The organism is Candidatus Hydrogenedentota bacterium, from assembly GCA_016791475.1.
Taxonomy (GTDB): Bacteria; Hydrogenedentota; Hydrogenedentia; order Hydrogenedentales; family JAEUWI01; genus JAEUWI01.
Genome location: JAEUWI010000010.1, coordinates 46097 through 64680 on the forward strand (window position 1 = coordinate 46097; position 18584 = coordinate 64680).

Sequence of the window (18584 nt, forward strand, 5' to 3'; positions counted from 1 at the left end):
TTCCCGTACGCGATACATAGAGATGTTGGTATTGATGGAGTTCGGCGGATATTCGCCAGCGACGCCAGCACCCAGCGCGGTCAGGGTATCAAACATCGTGTTGACCTTGTGGGTATAATCCGCAGTGCCCATGATGTTGCCCCAGTCGTGAACCGTCCAATTGTAAGGATCAGCCTGGTTCACAAAGTGACTGTTGTCGAAGGTCCAAGGCCAGTATCCATAGCTGGACTCAGTGCGGATGTAGCAACCGGGAACGGAGAAACCGCCCTTGGTGCCAGCAAACGCGTTGCGCGCACGGCACGCGTCTTCGGAAGGATTCGGGGTCACAGCCGCACCACCGCGAATGGCGGCAGGCACCCAGCTCGGACCACCAGTAGCCCACGCATCATTGATTACGCGGAAGTTGTTGGCATCCGAGCCAGTACCGCCATCCTTAGCCGACGGGCAAATAAGTACCTGCAAGTCGGTCAAGTATTCGGGGTAGATGGCATAGGTGTCAATCGTGTCGGACCACGTGCCGCTCGTTACCGTGTCGGAGCTGCTGTAGTTGGTGTAGTTCTGGGGGAACACACCACCTGCCGACTCATTGGAAAACATTTTGAAGACAAGGCCCATCTGCTTCAGGTTGTTCTGGCAGCTGGCGCGACGCGCGGCTTCACGGGCGCGGGCCAGAGCGGGGAGCAGGATGGCGGCAAGAATACCGATGATGGCAATAACTACCAGCAATTCAATGAGGGTGAAGCCACGCTTCGATTTCGGACGTCTAAGGGTTGTCATAACTCTCTTTCCTTTAAAGATTAGATGAATTGAAGACCAGTGCAGGTATGACTCAAATAGCTACTGTGAGAGCGAAATACCTCCTTTCAAAGGTTATGAGTAATGTTCTTCAACTGAGTGTATTACAGGGCCACACCCCACGCACTGATTCGACCTTGCGCGTGGTACGACCATATAATCGACTGGACGGAAGACGGTAGCTCCCCAGTTGTCACTGCGGTCTGGCGGTACCCAACCGGCCAGAGGAAACCACACATGTCATTCCGTGTTTCTCTTGCGGAGAATGGCTTAGTATAGCATCTTTTTTTCAAAAGTAAAGCAAAATATTAGTTGCCCCGTCATACCACCCCAAGTGCTTGTGCGACAAGGCTCTGGACGCGTTCATACCTCCGAAAAAAGCCTGATCGGCAACGCAATTCAGCGCGTGGGGAACCCGCTGTGAAAAAAATATGCAATACTCCGCATAGGCAACGTCAATGGTGAATTGAACGGCGGGATCGCGCGGATCAGACCCCTTTATTTGTGGTCGCACTTCTGATATGATAGGCCGTGATACTACATATGGTGTATTGGAAGGCGAGCATGACCGGTCAGAAGAGAAGTGTGCACTTTGTCGGGGTAGGCGGGATCGGTATGAGCGGACTCGCCGAGATTCTCCTGAACCTCGGCTATGAGGTTTCTGGCTCCGATCTCGCCCCTTCACCCATCACCACACGACTCGAATCGCTCGGACTCGTCTTCCATCAGGGCCACAGCGCCCAGCACATCGGAAATGCCGGAATTCTTGTCGTATCCGCCGCCGTTGCCGCGGACAACGCCGAAATCTGCGCCGCGCGTTCGCGCAATATCCCCGTCATGCACCGTAGCGACCTGCTGGCCGATCTCATGCGGCTCAAACCCAATGCGGTTGCCGTCGGCGGCACCCATGGCAAAACCACCACCACCTCCATGATCAGCGCGATTCTGGACGTGGCCAACATCGGGGCCACCAGCATTGTCGGCGGTATTCTTCACCGAAGCGGCACGAACGCGCGCTGGGGTACCGGCGCCTATCTCGTGGCCGAGGCCGATGAGCACGATGGTTCCTTCCTGCGGCTCCACCCGACGATCGCCGTGGTGACCAATATTGACGCGGAACATCTGGAATATTATGGCACCCTCGATCAGATCAAACGCGCCTTCACCGAATTCTGCAATGGCGTGCCCTTCTATGGCTACGCCATCCTCTGCGGGGACGATCCGGCCTGCGCCTCGATCGTCAAGGACCTGGACAGTATCACGCTGACCTACGGCCTCGGCGAGGGCCACTCTCTCCAGGCGGCCAACGTGCGCCTGGCCGATCCCGATCCCGAAGCCTCCATCGCGGATCGCCTGAAGAGCGCGGCCACCGTTTTCGATGTGATCAGCTATGACGAGCGCTTGCCCGAGACCGGCCGCCTCGGCACGATCACCGTGCACGCGCTGGGCGAAAACAATGTGCGCAACGCCCTCGCCGCCTGCGCCGTCGGGCTCTGTCTCGGCATGCGCTTTCCCGCCATCGCCGCCGGCATTCGACACTTCGATGGCGTGGGGCGCCGCCTCCAGTATTGCGGTGAAGTGCGTGGCGTAACCGTGGTTGAAGACTACGCCCACCATCCCACCGAAATCGCAAGCACGCTCGAAGCCGTGCGCTGGCTTAAGCCCCGCCGCGTGCTCGCCGTTTTTCAGCCCCACCTCTACAGCCGGACCAAGTATTTCTGCGATGATTTCGCGCGGGTACTTTCCGCGCTGGATCGCGCCATCGTCACCGAGATCTATCCGTCCCGCGAAGCCCCACTTCCGGGCGTCGACGCCGGTATGATCGTGGATGCGGCCCACCGCCTCGGCGCACCCCACGTGGAACTTATAAAGGACATGAACACCGTGCCGGGCGCGCTCGCGCCCGCCCTGGAAACAGGGGATCTCGTGCTCATCCTGGGCGCGGGCGACATTAACCGAATTGCAAAGCCGCTCCTCGCGGCCCTGGGAGATCGATGATGCCATTGGTCGCCGCCCACATGACGGGAAGGCGCCGCTCCGGCGGGTTTCGCCGGCGATTGCGCCAGTCCGTATTCTTTGTCGAGGCCGGGTTCTGCGTCTTCGCCGTCGCCCTCTTCGTCTACGCCTTCTATCACTTCGCCATCAACTCGCCCCGTTACCGCGTCCAGGACATCATTGTTTTCGGCAACACCGCCGTCAGCTCGGAGGAGGTCGTGGCCGCCACCCAGATCACCACGGCGGACAGCCTCCTTTTTCTGGACAAGGCCGCCGTGGCCAAGCGCGTGGCCTCCATCCCTTATGTGGCGTCGGCCGAAGTGCAGCGGGAACTGCCCAGCACCCTCATTATCCACCTCACCGAGCGCCAGGCCGCGGCCACGCTCCTGGCGGGCCGCCGCGCCTTCCTGATTGATCGCGACGGCGTCGTGCTCAAGGAAAGCGATCCGGGCGCGCCGGTGCTCGAGCCCCTCATCACCAACGCGCCCGGACTCGGCGTCATCAGCGCCGGTATCCGCCTCGAAGAGCCCGCGGTCCAGGAGGCGCTCAAGCTCTGGGAGGCCTATTCGCAGGCGCCCATCGCCTCCGAGGTCAACCTCTCGGAAATTTCCGCCGAAGGCCCCATGAACCTCACCATGATTTGGGACGAAGCCCCCTACGAAGTGCGCTGGGGCCGCAGCGACTATAAGAAGCAGGCCGAACGCCTCAGTATTCTCTGGAAGGAAAAGGGCGGCCTGTTGCCCTGCCAGGAGTACCTCGATTTGCGTTTCGATCAGGACTTGGTATGCCGATGATTGCCCGCATGGGCCTAGTTGAGCCGGACTTTAACGGGGTGCTACCATGGCGCCCTGAGCACGGGGAGTTCTCTACATGACCGTATCCATATCGGATGAATTTCAATCCTTCGACCAGCGCGCCGTCATCAAGGTGTGCGGCATCGGCGGCGGCGGCGGCAATGCCGTCACCCGCATGATCGAGGCCGGCCTGTCGGACGTCGATTTCATCGCCATCAACACCGACGCCCAGGCCCTCAAGAATTCGCCCGCCGGTACCCGCCTCCAGGTGGGCGTGGAACTCACCGGTGGTCTCGGATCCGGCGCCCAGCCCGGCGTGGGCGCACGCGCCGCGGAAGAAGACCGCGAGCGCATCAAAGAAGTCCTCGGCGGCGCCGATATGGTCTTCTTGACCGCCGGTCTCGGCGGCGGCACCGGCACCGGCGCCTCGCCCATCGTCGCCCAGGAGGCCACCTCGAACGGAGCGCTCACCGTCGCCATCGTGACCCTGCCCTTCAGCTTCGAAGGCAAAGAGCGCATGAATCTGGCCCTCCGCGGCCTGGCCGAGCTGGAGAAACACGTGGATACGCTCATTGTCGTGCCCAATGATCGCGTCGCCACCCTCTGCCAGAACAATATGTCCCTCTTGAACGCCTTCAAGAACGCGGACGAAGTGCTCCACAACGGCGTCCGCGCCATCTCCGAACTGATCACCATCCCCGGCCTGATCAACCTCGACTTTGCCGACGTTCGCACGATCATGCAGGCCCGGGGACGCGCCCTCATGGGCATCGGCACCGCGGAGGGCGAAGATCGCGCCATTCGCGCCGCCCAGGAAGCGATCGTCTGCCCCCTCCTCGAACAGTCCAACATCAATGGGGCCATGGGCGTTATCGTGAACATAAAAGGCGGCTGCGACATCGGCATGCGCGAAGTCCAGGAGGCCGTTACCGCCGTGAAGGATTCCGCGCACCCCGACGCCAACATCATCTTTGGCGCCGTAGTCGACGAGCAGGAGCGCCCCGAACTGCAGGTGACCGTCATCGCCGCCGGATTCCCCAAAGGCGTCTCCGAGGAGTTTCTCTCCTCCGATGGCAAGAAGACCTACCTGGCCTCGGTGCCGCCGCCCCTCCCCGACCGGGAGCGCCGCAAGACCGTTCGCAAGGAGGAAAAGCCCGCCGCCGCACTGGCCGCGGAGGAAAAGTCCGCCCCCATGCCCGCGCCGCCGGAGGAGCAATTCCTGTTTCCCGACGAATCGACCCGAAGCAAGCCAGCCGCGCCTGAACCCGACGAGGATCTTGGCATTCCCGCGTTTCTTCGGAACCGCATGAAGAAGAAAAACAAATGATGGATCGTGCCACCTTCGTGAAGTTGCTGCAGCGCGCCGTGCAGAAAGACGCTTCGGATATCCATCTCAAGTCCGGAAGCCCCGTCTATTTCCGCGTCGACGGCCTCATGGGCGCCCAGGAGGGCGACACCCTGCAGAACGAGGACATTGACAGCATCCTCAATGTGCTGCTCAGTCCCGAGCAAAAAGATTACTTCATGAAGCGTGGCGACCTGGACATGGCCTTCACCGAGAAGGGTGTGGGGCGTTTCCGTGTCAACATCTTCCGTCAGCGCGGCACGATTTCGCTGGTCATGCGCCGCATCAAGAACCGCATCCTCACCTTCGAGCAATTGAACCTGCCCCCGTCGGTCATGCGCTTCGCCACCATGCAGCGCGGCCTCGTCCTCATCACCGGCACCACCGGCAGCGGCAAGTCCACCGCACTGGCCGCGATTATCGACCATATCAATTCCAATCGACGCTGCCACGTCGTCACCATCGAAGACCCCATCGAATACGTGCACAGCGATCGCGTCGCCGTGATCAACCAACGCGAAGTCACCATCGACACCAAGGATTTCTCCTCCGCGCTGAAGGCCGTGATGCGCCAGGACCCCGATGTGATTCTCGTGGGCGAAATGCGCGACCTCGAAACTTTCCAGGCCGCCATCAGCGCCTCGGAAACCGGTCACCTCGTCTTCAGCACGCTCCACACCACCAACGTGATGCAGACCATCGACCGCATCATCGATCTATTCCCCTCCAACCAGCACGATCAGGTCCGGGCCCAGCTCGCCATGAACCTGCGCGCCATCATGTGCCTGCGCCTTCTCCCCAGGGCGAGCGGCGGCGGTCGCGTGCCCAATTGCGAGATCATGTTCACCAACCCCGGCATCAAGGCCCTCATCAAGGAAAACCGTATCACGCAGATGGACACCGCCATCAGCAACGGCCGCGATTCCGGCATGATCAGCTTCAATGAGAGTCTCCACGAGCTTATCAAGAAAGACCTCATCACCATCGACACCGCCGTCGAGATATCCGACAACCCCGAAGAGCTCAAGATGATCGTTCAGGGGATCCGCCTCAGTTCGGGACGCGGTGGCTTGTTGAAGTAGGTATTGGACGCAACAGCATCTTCCACCACGAAGGCCGCGAAGAGCACGAAGAAAAAAGAGGGAAGAACGCGTTCTTCAACGTTGATTACCCCTGCAGTCCAAGCAAGATCAAATTGAGTTCACTTATCAATTGTCTTTGCGCCCTCGCGCCTTTGCGTGCAATTTATCAGGAAGAAATTTCGCCAACAGTGACTGAAAGACCTCCGAATCCCCGCAAAGCCGTTGCCTCTGTTCTCTTCGTGTGCTTCGTGCCTTCGTGGAGAAGATCTTTTTTCAGCCATTCGAGCGATACAAAGACTATACTCTCCTTGCGCTCTCTGCGATATTTTGTGGCTGACTCTCTTTCAAGAATCACGGGTATCCATGCCTGAACGCCTATGGCGCGGCCGGCGCCGCCGGATCGTCTTCCGGCTTTTTCATCATGTCCGAAAACATCCGGATACTCGCCTGCTGTTGCTCGATGAAGCGTCGCACCCGCGCCGCGTCTTCCGGGGCCAGCGCCTCGTCCAGTTGCACCAGCGCATTCTCAAAGCCCTCCTCCATGCGGTTCATGCCCTCCGCACTTCCCGGCATCCCATTGTCGCCATCGGGCGGCAGAAGATTCTCCACCAGAATGTCCACCGTCACCGCACGCGCCTCCTCTGAGAGGCCACCCGCAAACATGCCCACCTGCATTTCCATCTGCTGGCGCAGCATCTTTTCCGGCAGCGCCTCCTGATAGGCGTTGAACTTTTCAAGTTCATCCGCATCCAGCACCTCCGCAACGCTCGCCATCAGATCTTCTTCGGAGGGCATCGTCAAATCCTCCGCCTTCTGCTCGCCCCGCATCATCGCCATGCCCCCCTCCATGGCCGCACGCTGGTGATTCGAAATGACCTCCCGCAGGGCCGCCTCCTTCTCGGGGTCAAGACCCAGCTCGGTGAAGAGCTGCCCATACTGCATGTCCACCGCCATGTTGAGACTTGCGTCCATCATGGCCTGGCCCCGCTCGCCCTCGTACATCGCCGCGAAGGGATTGGCCGACTTGTCGCCTTCCGCCGGCGCCGCGCCATCGCCTGCCGAGGCGTCTTTACCCGCATTGAAGAGTCCCTTGAGCAAGGCGGTCGGATCGATCTCCGGGCTCGCGCTCTCCGGCTCGACACTTCCGGCAAGCGTGCCTTTCTCCAATGTCGCAATCTTCTCCTGCAGCGTCGTCTGCTGTTGCTCCAGTGCGGCTACCTTCGCGGATGACTCCGCCAGTGAAGCCGTTAGCCGATCATTTTCGGCTACTTGGCTAACCAGCGACGACAGCTTTTGCTGCTGCAATACGAGCAGCGCCACCAGCACCATCGCCACAATCCAACCGCCAGCCATTATCAAGTTCTTCATGAGTTACGCCCTCCTGCGGCGAAGCGCCGCGTTCATACCCCAGCCAGCCCCTTACCGGTCCGATGTCCGCAAGTGGCATAATGGCGTCAAATTTCTTCCGTGTCTATAGTACTCCCTCGCCGCAAACATATTCATCGTGGAACCGGAGCCTTCGGAGAACGAATCCCAGCATGCTGAACGCGACCCTCCTCGGTCTACTCCAACTCTTCGGGGCCGTCACCGATATTGACGCGGCCCTTCGCGGCACGCTCAAGGGGGAGGGACCCTCCGTCGCCGCCGCCCAGGCGGCCTGGGCGGACACCCTCGGCCTGCGCGCCACCACGACTTCGGGACTAATCGGCTCCGGGAAAGGCATCGCGCTCGCCAATATCGATCCCGCCTCTCTCCAAGGTGAGATTCCAGAGGGAGCGCGTATTGCGCACTATGTTGAAGTCTCCGGACAGGGCCCCGATCCCCTCCACCTCTTTGTTCCACTGCCCCAGGATGGCAACGAGGTCGTCGTCTACCGCCGCGTGGAAAAGGGCCTCTTCGTTGAGCCCGCCGAGGCCTCCCAGCGCGTGGGGGACTACTTGAAGGTTGCCGTCCGCGCACCCGGTCGCTTCGTCGTCCACCAGCCCGCAGCGCCCGGCGAAGGCAAACTTCTTTTTCCCGAGACGCCCGAGCCCGTGGACGATCCCGCCCTGAAATGGTACTGGCGCGTCGTCCGCGAAGCCCCCGCCGAGGCCAACGGCCCCATTCCTCTCCTCCTGATTCACGGCACCGGCATCGACCGCTGGCACGAGTTCATCCACTGGGTACGCTTCAGCCCGGAAGCGGCCGATTTTCGAAGCCACTACCAGGTCTGGAACTACATCCAGCACACCGACGGTATCGACGCGCCCATCGGCTTTGATCCCGCCTGTCCCCGCTTCGAGGAAAGTATCATCGCCTACCTCTATCGCCTCCTCGAAAAGGCCGCCGTGGATGGTGTCGAAACCGAAGGCCAGCGCTACTGGTTTCCGGCAGAGGGTCCCATCGCCCTTATGTCCCACAGCCACGGTGCCCTCAAAGCCCGGGCCTTCATGGTGAACTATCCCGAATACGGCGACCGCGTCCTGGCGGCCATCCTCATCGGCGGCCCCAACATGGGCACCCCCTGGGCCACGCCCGAATGGATGCGCCACACGGCCTCACGCATCGGTTTGGTGAATCCCGGCATCGACGAGCGCCTCGTTGAAAACATCATGTCCACCACCTTCTTCTCCAGCGGGTCCCAGTGCGATCTCGATATGGGCTGGGGCAACTACGACGCCGGTGGCGCGGGCGGCCTCCCCTATGCGCGATTCACCACCTGGACCCGCGACAGCGGCCGAAGCCAGCGCGTTCTTTCCGCCCGCGACGCCAACGTCACCGGGGCGCGGAACCTGCCGGGCATTGAAGATACCACCTTCGAGCCCCAGAAACCCCTGGGCACCTGGTGCGGCGGCCTGGAGCATATCACTCCGCGCGCCCGGGGCGACCGCTATGCGGACAAGTGCTTCCTCTACGGCAGTTACCTCGACAGAAACCGGGGCTGGTTCGATATGCTTCGGCGCGCCGACGACGGCGTCACACCTACCGGGGAGAGCCTCATCAACAACACGGGCCTCCGCATCGCAAACGTGCTCATGGGAATTGTGGCGTCTGAAGGGGGCGACTGGCCCCTCAGCCCCTACCGCGTGGGCGACGGCTTCATTCCCCTTCAGAGCCAGCTCATGCTCGACGGCCGTGAGGACCGCTTCATCTATCAGACCCGCGAAGTCGCCGGGTGGACCCTGCCCCGCGCGCCGATCCAGCTCGATCACGACCTCATCAACGCCCACACCCTCGCCGACCCCGCGAAAATTCGCGTCTGGCCCGGCTGGAGTCATTTCGACACCGTCACCGGCCGCTACAACCAGGCAACCGGTCATAGCGAATTCTTTGCAAGCATCGGCAGAGACCTCATGGGTGTACTGCCCGAATCCTGATCGCGCCCCCGCTGGTCATTGTATTGGGGCGTGCCAATATGTCACGTTATGCCCGGTGCAATCCGATGAAAGGCCCTGTCATGTCCGAAAAACCGTCTGCCAGCCCGAACCGCATCACCGCTGTTGACCAACTCCGCGGCTACGCCATCTTCGGCATGCTTGTCGTCAACGCCAGCGGCTACTTCAACTTCAAGACCGAGCAGATCAGCCACCACCGCGACTGGTTCTCCTACGCCGACACCATCGCGCCCCTCTTCCTCTTCGTCGTCGGCATGGGCATGCGCCTTTCCTGGCTGAATCGCGCCGAAAAAGTCGGTAGTTCCGAAGCGCGCTGGGCCATGGCCAAGCGATTCACCGTCCTCGTTCTCATCGGCTTCACCATCTACGGCGGATGGCTCTGGGACGCCCTCACCGATATTGGCCTCTGCGGACTGCTGGCCCTTTTTCTCATCGACAAAGCTCCCGCCATCCGCATCGGCGCCGCCTTCGTCTACCTTGGCATCTATCAGGCCATGTTCTCCTGGACTATCTACGGCGACTGGGTCACTCGCGCCATCAGCTTCACCGGCGACAACGCCGCGCCCGTGCCCCTGTTGATCCGGGCCATTCCCCAGTGGGAAGAACTCTTCGAGGTCTCCCTCAATGGCGGTCCGCTTGGACCTCTGAGCTGGGTGATGATGCTTCTCTTCGGCTCCCTCGCCTATGATCTCCTCGCCGCGCGCGATGAAAAGAAATTCATCAGCGGCTGCCTGGCGTGGGGGATTGGCCTGTGCGTGGCGGGCTACCTCATCCACATCCCCTGGGGCGAGGCCAAACCCGAATGGCCCACCACGGCCTACCTCATGACCGCACCCTTCCCCCTATGGTCCACCGGCCTCTGCTTCCTCACCCTGCTGATCTTCTATCTGATCTGCGATAAAGTCGGCTTCGAAATCCCCACCTTCACCGCCCTCGGCATGAACCCCCTCTTCATCTACATCCTCCAGTCCCTCGTGCTCAATACCCTCGAAGATTTCGAAATCGAAGGCCTCACCCGCGCCACCGGCATCCCCCTCTTCATCGCCTTCTACGGAGCCATCGCCGGACTCGCCTGGTGGATGAAACAACGCAAGATCTTCGTGAAGATATAAACCCCATAGGGACAGGGTCGCCCCACGACGCCGAATCGGCAAAGCCAACTTCGCGTCACACTAGGCGCAAAAATACGAGTCATGCACCCTAACCGGCGGGCCTGCTCTGGAAATAAACAGGCAGGCCGCGAAGAGAGATGCGATGACTACCGTCAACACTGGAACGTACCCCCCGTACCACCCCGCAAGCGGGGGGACCAGGAGGTTCGTTCTTGTGAGTAAGGTCTCCCTGCTCGCGGGGGGGGGGGGAGGGGGGTAAAGCTCGGACCTGATTTTCTTGATCTATGGGTGACCCGAAGCGTCATGGGTGACGGTCTTCTCTAAACTTCGGGGTACAAAAGTCGCCAGGAGATAGCGCTTGCCGCCTTCCAGCGTTTTTCTTGCCAAAGCGGGATCGCTGATCGTGCGTGCCATGGTCAAGGTGCCGACGAGGGCCGAATATAAGTTAATGGCCTTCGCCAGGTTTTCCTCCGGTGGATCATCGGGGAACTGATCCTTAAGCGCGGCGGCGAACATCCCATAGATCCGGATCATGTGCTGCTCATACAGCGCGCGATGTCCCGCCTTACACCGCTGCATGTCCGTGCTCAGGGACGTAAATGCACAACTCGACCCAACATCGGTCAGACTGCGTTCGGAAAGATGATCTTCTATCATCCCTTTGAGTGCGACGGAGCCCTCCACTTCAAATCGCATTGCCAGGTTCGCTTCCAGGCGGGCCAGATCGTGGCAAACCGCCTGGGCAAAAAGATCGTCCTTGGATTTGAAGTGGCTGTAAAGCGCGCCGCGCGATAGACCCGCGTATTTCATGATTTGATCCGTGCCCGCCTCGCCGCGACCGTGCTTCTTCAGATAGGCGATGGCCCGGTCCAGAATCACCGTCTTCAGTTTCTCTTTCTCGCCCTTGCGGGTCTTCATGCGCGCCTCCAATCGAAATTCTGCGGGCAAAACTCGATGATTACGATGCAGAACGACATCGTAATGCGAGTCCTTAGTGAAATTATAGCAGGAACTTACGTGGTGCGTAAAGTTATTATTGCATTTTAAAACAGTTCTGTATTAAAATTAAGTCGCACTGGAAGCGCTACCGGAGAAAGAGCCATGAAACAGACCAGGGTTATTGAAGATGAATTCCAGGGGCAGCGCGTGCTGGTAACCGGGGGAACCAAGGGCACGGGGCGGGCTATCGCGGACCGCTTTCTCCGGGGGGGCGCGACATTCGTTGTCACCGCCCGTCAGGAACCCGATTCCGCGTCGGGGGCCCACTTTATCCAGGCGGATCTTTCCTCGCTCGAGGGCTGCAATGCCGTCGTCGATCAGGTCATGGAACAGCTTCAGGGCATCGACATCATCATTCACAACGTAGGTGGATCCTCGGCACCGAGCGGGGGCTTCGCCACCGTTAGCGACGAGATCTGGCAGCAGAACCTGAATGAGAATCTCTTTCCCGCCGTGCGTCTGGACCGCGCGTTGCTGCCCGCCATGATCGCCCGGGGAAGAGGCGCCATCATTCACATTTCATCCATACAGCGGACCTTGCCTTTGTTCGATTCGACCCTGGCCTATGCCGCCGCCAAGGCTGCCCTGAGCAACTACAGCAAGGGCCTGTCGAAGGAGGTGAGCCCAAAAGGCATCCGCGTCAATTCCGTCGCACCGGGCTTCATCGAGACCGATGCGGCACAACGCATGATTCAACGCATGGCGGAGCACAATAATAGCGACGCGGCCACCGCGCGCGAATCGATTATGGAAATGCTCGGAGGAATACCCCTGGGCCGCCCCAATCGCCCGGACGAAGTCGCCGAGCTCGTCGCGTTTCTCGCGTCGGATCGAGCGTCATCCATTACAGGTTGTGAATATGTCATCGACGGTGGAACCATCCCCACAATCTAGGAGAAAAACCATGACCATCGAACTCACCGGTGCAATCAAGCAGTACGTCGAGGCCTGCAACCGCCACGATGTGCAATCGGCCCTGGCCAGTTTTTCCGAGGAGGCCGTAGTACACGATGAGGGGGCAACCCATCGCGGCGCGAAGGCGATAGAATCCTGGCTCGCCGATACGATGGATCAGTTCCGGTTTCAACTCAAACCTGTCCGAAGCCTGGTCGATGGTGAACATGAGGTGGTGAGTATGGAAGTCTCCGGCAACTTCGACGGTAGCCCGGTGATCCTGGATTCTCGATTTCAGATTGAGGACGGAGAAATCGCATCACTGGAGATAGGCTACGCATCATAGGCCGCCATTCCGAGCGCTCCGCATCACCCATGCGAGAGAAGAAATGACTAGATTCCCCCGCCCCTCACTCAAGTGGGTGGTCCACGAGATTCACTTTGCCATTAAAGTTTCCCCCGATGGCGGGGGGCGGGGGGGCAGGTGATGGGAGTAGCAATGACAGTCGTGCCGCTCCTGCCATTTTTCGGATCCATTGTCGCAGCAATGGCCTCGGTCCCATTGTCTACGGGATTATACGCTACTCGTGAACGCAAATTGCATATCGTCAGCCCAGCGTTTCTGTGCAACCAATTCTTCGCTATGGCAACCTCTACGAAGCTGCGAATCATTGCACTCCTGAAGCCGAAATCCTGTGCCATCGCTCGCTTTTCAATTGAGGTCCAGAAGTGTACGGCATCTGTCTGAGACGGGTCCCGCCTGTGATTTTGGCGTCACTCGCTCAAAATGTCCCCGGGCGTCGAGCAATCTTCCCCCAGTCGATTCAGCGATTGCTGAATCGCTTCACGCGCCTGCGCCAACCCCGACTTGTCCGGAAGCTGGTCGGTTGTGAGGCAGCGCTCCAGATCGCCCAGAAACACCAGGTATTCCCGCAATTGATTCGCCGGTATTGGAACGGAATCCCAGGACTTCAAAAATAATTCATGCCCATGCCGGGAACCATCCAGAAGCGAGTACCTAATTTTGACTACCGATTCGCGCCTCATGGGAAATCGCCAGAGATGGGTTGCGTGCGATATTGTCGCAGAAGCGATCTCCTCCTGCATGAATCGAAAGGTCGATTCGGAAAGTCCTCGCAAGCCCAATTTCATGGAATCCATCCTGAGCTTAAACGTAGTCGGTGCAAAAATGTAGTAGCTGGTTCGAACGCGAGGGATGGAGCACGTCAATGCCAACAATCCTGTCAACATGATTGGGCCGCCTGTAACCTGAAGGCTCCCGCCATGCCACGAGCGGAGTTTTACCGTCACGATAAATCCCGCAACCAGCATCAGCAGCCCCACGGCGCCTGCGACAAAGTTGTACCAGCGCGCGACTCTGAGCCACCCAGGGCTGGACCTGAAATCCTGAAAGTAATACTCGGTTGGGGGTTCATCGCCTTCCCAGAACATAGCCGCACGCCTCCAATCTTTGCTGCCCACAATACACTTCAGCATCACGCGGATCTGAAAAGTATTCTGGATGATCGCCGTGATGCAATTCCAATGGCAACATTGCGTCCCCTTCCTCCACCTTGCTACCCTGATCCCATGGCGAGCATCCGCTGGTCATGCAGGACTCAGGCCCCCGTGGAGACGCCCAATGCGGATTGTCACTTTGCTGCTCTTGCCGCTCCTCGCCATCGTCGGCACTTCCGCCCAGGAAAACTCCGAGCCCCCGGGCGCCTGGCGCAAGATTCCCCAGCCCTCGCCCGACTCCGCTTCCGCACTCAGCGGGGCCGACCTCGAAGCCTTGGAGGCCATCGGCTATCTCGGCGGATCGAGCGCGGCACCAGAACAGATCGGCGTCACGGCCTATGACGCCGCCAAAGCCATGGACGGTTATAACCTCTACATCTCCGGCCACGCACCCGAAGCCTGTCTCGTCGACATGAATGGCGCCATTCTTCACACCTGGCGCTATGATGCCGTAGCTCACTATCCGATCAAAGCCAGCCGCAACTACTGGCGGCGCGTGCACCTTGCGGAGAACGGGGATCTCTATGCCGTCTGCGATCCCCACGGCATCCTCAAACTCGACAAAGACTCTAGGCTCCTGTGGGCCAGCGACGGCACCGACAACGCTCATCACGATCTTTTTGTCGCGCCTGAGGGCCTGGTCTACACCCTCGGCAAGGACATTCGCATCCAGCCCGAGTTTCACCCCACCATCACGCTTATCGACGACACCATTGTGACACTCGATCCCGCCGGCAACACGCAAGCACGCTTTTCGATGCTCGGGGCCTTCGCCGCAAGCGCCTGGGGCGAGGCGATCCACGAAAAGGTCCGGAGTCGTCTCGTCGCCAGGACCGACACCCACGCCGAGAGCTTTCACACCAACACCATCGAAGTTTTTGACGGAGCCCTTGCGGCAATCTCGCCCCTCCTGAAGAAAGGCAACATCCTCTGCTGTTCGCCCCTTCAGAGCACCGTATGGATCGTCGACGGCGAAACCGGCGCCGTCGTCTGGTCGTGGAGCCACCCCTGGCGCCAGATCCACCAGCCCACCTTTCTTCCGAGTGGAAACTGGCTCCTCTTTCACAACAGCGCCCGAAAAACGGAAGCGGGGGAGTGGCGCTCCGCCGTGCTGGAGTATGATTTCCCCGCCTGCAACCTCGTCTGGTCCTACGGCGGCCGGGAGGGCAAACCGGAAACCGAATTCTACTCGGGTACGTCCAGCCTCGCTGATCGCCTGCCCAACGGCAACACACTCATTACCGTGAGTGAACCCGGCCGCGCCATCGAAGTCACCCGCGACAAGGAAGTCGTCTGGGAGTTCCACAACCCCAGGCGCGCGGGCGAAAACAACGAGTTCATCGCCACGCTTTTCCAGTTGGAGCGAATACCCAAAGACTATTGCGCCACCTGGCTGGCGCCCCCGGGCCCTGTCGAGGCCGCACCGCCTTCAGCGACCCCATAATCGCCCCGCACACGTGCGACCCACAAAGTCGGGAGCGCTGACGCGCTTCAGAGGCCGTGAACTTTTCCACAGAAGACGTCGCCAACCGGGAGCGCGGGTTTTACTGGCCGCGTATCGTGCGGCGGAGTGGCACGAAGATCACGGAACGGTAGGTGCACATTCCGGATCACCAAGACATTCACCGGCGTCTCAGTCGAACAGGCCAATCTGCTCGGGCGGCCTCGCTTTCTCCAGTTGGGCGGCCTTGAGCAGCGCGGATTTCCGGAGCCCGCCTCGGGCATCGGTCAGGCGAAGGGCGCCCTGGCGGCCACGGAGCGCGCCATCCCGGCAGGCGCCCCCCCAGTAGAAGACGGGCTTCCCGCCGATCAGGGCCTGTTCCGCCGTGAACATGCTTCCGCCCTTCTCCCGGGGCTCGATCACGCACACGAGGGCGGAGCACGCGGCGATGGTCCGATTGCGGGTCATGGCGCGATGGGTCTGCCAGCCATCGGTGGGTAGAAATTCACTGACCAGGAGCACCTGTCCATGCGCCACGCCAGCACGCAATACGGATGGGGGATCGTAGATCTGGAGGCCCTCGGGAAGAATGACGATGGTTGAACCATCGGATTTCAATGCGGCTTCGTGGGCCGCGAGATCGACTCCCGCCGCGCCGCCACTCACCACCGGTATGCCTTCGCCCGCGAAAAGATCGGCGGACGCGGCGGCCAGGCGACCCGCCTCGCGTGTGGGCTTTCGCGTGCCCACGATGCCCGCACCGGGCGATTCGAGCAACGCCTCATTTCCCCGGTAGAAGAGGAGGAGGGGCGCCTGATCGCCCAGGGCCACCGTGAGAAACGCGGGATACCCCGGCGAGCCTGCCCTTACGAATTCAACGCCGCCGTCTCGGGCGCATTTCAGGAGCCACTTCGCCTGCGCTGTTTCCCGCTCGCCGCATCGGGTCAGTGCCTCCACCGCGTTTTCTTCTCCGGGCGCGGCGTCGCGGAGCAGTTCCCGGAGGGGGGCGCCGAACAGGGCGCTCAGCGGACGGCGGAGCCGTGCGGCCAGTCGCAGGGCGCTGTACACGGTCTTTCTGCCCGCGCCGGCGACCAGAGAGAGCGCGACCATGTCTTCGGGGGCTGTGGCGTTGTCATGCATGGGAGGTTGATCCGGGAATACCGCTGGAAGAGTATACGTTGAAAGCGACCGGATCTCGCAATCGCGGGAACCATCCGGGTGAATTTCTTGGGATTGCGGTTTCGGTTTGCACTACGCCGCACGGCGTAATTGCCTTATTGACGAGCGCAGTTAATGGAATAGCACACCTTTTCTGCCCCGGCCGATTCCTGCGTACACTCTCTTCGGCTCCGGTCTTTTCCTGAAGGAAATGGCCCGACGCCGGGCATGAAATGGTCGCGTGCCGTGTTGTACTCAATGGGAATGGATAATGTCCGGTTTGAAGGCTATACTGCACGGACAATATCTGATGTGGGCCATCAGGCGGCTAGAACGGGATCCAGGGGATCCGCAGTGAAAGAGAGGTAGTACATGAAATCACGTTTACAAATCCATCGTCAGTGTTCCGGGCACTCATCCGCCCGCTTATCGTCCGGCCTGGCGCGGGGTTGCGCCCTGTTGGCCCTCGGTGCGGCGGCGCTTGCGGCGCACGGCGCGGACGTGTCCTGGACGGGGCCGGAGTTCGGGCAGTGGCACGTGGGGGACAACTGGAGTGGGGGCACGGTTCCGGCGCAGGGCGACAATGTCGTTATCAGCAGTGCAAATGTTACGGTGACCGACGTGCGTCAGATCGACGGGAGCTTCACCCTGAGTGGTGGCGCGCTGTTTACCGTGACCGGGGAAGGGGCCAGCTTTACGGCCACGGGGGCGACGAACATCGACAACGGCCGCCTGAGCGTGGGGGGCGGCGCCCTCCTCGACTTGTCCCAGGCGACATCCTATGCCTGGGCGGAGTGCGAAGCGGGCCAAATCATTTTCGTGAGCGGTGCGAATTCCGTGCTGGATCTCTCGGGCGTCGTGTCGTTGTCCGTGGACGTGCCATCCTGTGAAGATGTGGCCGAATCCATATTTGTAAGCACGGGGGGATTGGTGGATTTCGCCTCCCTGGAGACCATTTCCGCGCCGGGCGAACAGAAGTTTTTCTTCAACCTCGTGCTCGGCGGTGCCCTGTCGGCCCCCAATCTCAAGTCGATCGCGGGAGGTGACGATGGCTCTCTGCTGGCGACCTCATTTATCATCGGGGAAGATGTCGATCTGCAATTGCCCGCTCTGGAAAGCCTGTCCAATACGACCATCACGATTGCGGGCGGTCTCTTTACCGCCGATGCCGTGACGGAGGCCAATTTTTGTCTATTATCCCCCTCGGGTGACAACTCGCTGTCCCTCGACAGCCTGGAAGTCATGAGCGGCGGCGGACTCACCGTCCCCACGACGGGCCGCCTGACCTTGCCGGAGTTGAATCTCCTGCGCGATACCTTCGTATTGCTGGCCGCAGACTCCGCACTGACCGTCCCCAAGCTGGCGGTGGTCGAGGGGACGACCGAGCCCACGTCCTTCGCGGGGGCGGGCGTTATTTCGCTGGACGCGCCCCTGCTGACTTCGGCGCGCAATGTGGCCTTCGTCGTGACCAGCGTGGCCGGTGAGGCGTCGGTGCTGGATCTTTCCGCACTCCGCACCTACACCTGGGACATTTGCGAAGGGGGCGTTCCCTTTACCGCGGGCGGTTCCGGTGCGCTTCTCGATGTCTCCGGATTGCAGACCTATTCCGTGACCAACGCCGGATGTCTCGGGCTGGGGTATGTGACGGGTGCGACGGGCGGGTCGGAAATTGACCTGTCGGGGCTCACAACCATTACAGCGCCGCTCGGCCAGTTCGTGAGTTTTCTCGCCGGCGGTACCGGGACGGTTATCGACCTTTCGTCGCTGGTGAACTTCAATCCCGCCACGGTGACCTTTCTGGAGAATGACAATGGCCGGATCATCCGCAACACCGGCGGCGAGGGCGAAGGTGAGGGCGAGGGTGAAGGAAAAGCGCCGGGATGCGGAGTGGCGAGTGGTGACGGCGACTTTGGAGCCTGGGGGGCCGGGGACACTCTGCTGGTGCTCGGCCTGCTGGGCGCTATCGGTCTGGGTGGACGCCGCCGCTCCGCACAGGTGAACCGTGACCGGTAATCTGGGACGGCGGTAGCCCCGGGGTATTAAGAAGGCCCCCGCGCGGAACGTGCATCCGCGCGGG

The 18584-nt window shown here is 60.7% G+C and carries 14 protein-coding genes and 1 pseudogene; 10 read left to right on the forward strand and 5 right to left on the reverse strand.

Going from position 1 to position 18584, the window contains the following annotated elements; translation table 11 throughout:
* Nucleotides 1–441: 441 nt before the first annotated feature.
* Nucleotides 442–777 (reverse strand): annotated as a pseudogene (locus JNK74_07355) (DUF1559 domain-containing protein).
* 582 nt (nt 778–1359) lie between these two features.
* Between JNK74_07355 and JNK74_07360 the strand changes: the two are divergent.
* The 4 genes from JNK74_07360 (at nt 1360) to JNK74_07375 (ending at nt 6011) form a co-directional block, all read left to right on the forward strand.
* Entirely contained in the window at nt 1360–2793 is a 1434-nt protein-coding gene (locus JNK74_07360) for a UDP-N-acetylmuramate--L-alanine ligase (protein ID MBL7645992.1), read from the forward strand.
* Complete coding sequence (locus JNK74_07365; protein MBL7645993.1) at nt 2790–3584, forward strand: FtsQ-type POTRA domain-containing protein; 795 nt, start codon at nt 2790–2792, stop codon at nt 3582–3584. The genes JNK74_07360 and JNK74_07365 overlap by 4 nt, the downstream gene beginning before the upstream one ends.
* Nucleotides 3585–3660: 76 nt before the next feature.
* On the forward strand, nt 3661–4911 hold the full coding sequence (gene ftsZ / locus JNK74_07370; GenBank protein MBL7645994.1) for a cell division protein FtsZ: 1251 nt from the start codon (nt 3661–3663) through the stop codon (nt 4909–4911).
* Complete coding sequence (locus JNK74_07375; protein MBL7645995.1) at nt 4908–6011, forward strand: PilT/PilU family type 4a pilus ATPase; 1104 nt, start codon at nt 4908–4910, stop codon at nt 6009–6011. Before ftsZ ends, JNK74_07375 begins: the two co-directional genes overlap by 4 nt.
* Nucleotides 6012–6386: 375 nt before the next feature.
* On the opposite strand, the gene JNK74_07380 is transcribed toward JNK74_07375, so the two are convergent.
* The gene (locus JNK74_07380) at nt 6387–7379 is read right to left on the reverse strand and encodes a hypothetical protein (protein MBL7645996.1); all 993 of its coding nucleotides are present in this window, start codon (nt 7377–7379) and stop codon (nt 6387–6389) included.
* A gap of 170 nt (nt 7380–7549) precedes the next feature.
* Between JNK74_07380 and JNK74_07385 the strand changes: the two genes are divergently transcribed.
* Together JNK74_07385 and JNK74_07390 are read left to right on the forward strand one after the other, a co-directional pair.
* The gene (locus tag JNK74_07385) at nt 7550–9367 is read left to right on the forward strand and encodes a hypothetical protein (protein ID MBL7645997.1); all 1818 of its coding nucleotides are present in this window, start codon (nt 7550–7552) and stop codon (nt 9365–9367) included.
* An 80-nt stretch (nt 9368–9447) separates the two neighbouring features.
* Nucleotides 9448–10497 carry a DUF1624 domain-containing protein gene (locus JNK74_07390; GenBank protein ID MBL7645998.1) on the forward strand — a complete coding sequence of 350 codons (1050 nt, stop codon included), beginning with the start codon at nt 9448–9450 and terminating at the stop codon, nt 10495–10497.
* Between the two features lie 282 nt (nt 10498–10779).
* Here JNK74_07390 and JNK74_07395 read toward each other — a convergent pair whose 3' ends face one another.
* Nucleotides 10780–11415 (reverse strand): TetR/AcrR family transcriptional regulator, encoded by a 636-nt coding sequence (locus JNK74_07395; GenBank protein ID MBL7645999.1) that lies wholly within the window; start codon nt 11413–11415, stop codon nt 10780–10782.
* Between the two features lie 183 nt (nt 11416–11598).
* On the opposite strand from JNK74_07395, the gene JNK74_07400 reads away from it, so the two are divergent.
* Entirely contained in the window at nt 11599–12390 is a 792-nt protein-coding gene (locus JNK74_07400) for an SDR family oxidoreductase (GenBank protein MBL7646000.1), read from the forward strand.
* 10 nt (nt 12391–12400) lie between these two features.
* A complete protein-coding gene (locus tag JNK74_07405) occupies nt 12401–12736 on the forward strand; it encodes a nuclear transport factor 2 family protein (GenBank protein MBL7646001.1) in 336 nt (111 codons plus the stop codon).
* Nucleotides 12737–13164: 428 nt separating this feature from the next.
* Here JNK74_07405 and JNK74_07410 read toward each other — a convergent pair whose 3' ends face one another.
* Nucleotides 13165–13842, reverse strand: a complete 678-nt coding sequence (locus JNK74_07410; protein MBL7646002.1) for a hypothetical protein — start codon at nt 13840–13842, stop codon at nt 13165–13167.
* Nucleotides 13843–14032: 190 nt separating this feature from the next.
* On the opposite strand from JNK74_07410, the gene JNK74_07415 reads away from it, so the two are divergent.
* Nucleotides 14033–15352 (forward strand): hypothetical protein, encoded by a 1320-nt coding sequence (locus JNK74_07415; GenBank protein ID MBL7646003.1) that lies wholly within the window; start codon nt 14033–14035, stop codon nt 15350–15352.
* Between the two features lie 189 nt (nt 15353–15541).
* Here the strand turns inward: JNK74_07415 and JNK74_07420 are convergent, their stop codons facing one another.
* On the reverse strand, nt 15542–16489 hold the full coding sequence (locus JNK74_07420; GenBank protein ID MBL7646004.1) for a DNA-processing protein DprA: 948 nt from the start codon (nt 16487–16489) through the stop codon (nt 15542–15544).
* A 390-nt stretch (nt 16490–16879) separates the two neighbouring features.
* Between JNK74_07420 and JNK74_07425 the strand changes: the two genes are divergently transcribed.
* Entirely contained in the window at nt 16880–18520 is a 1641-nt protein-coding gene (locus JNK74_07425; GenBank protein MBL7646005.1) for a hypothetical protein, read from the forward strand.
* The last annotated feature ends 64 nt before the right edge of the window (nt 18521–18584 follow it).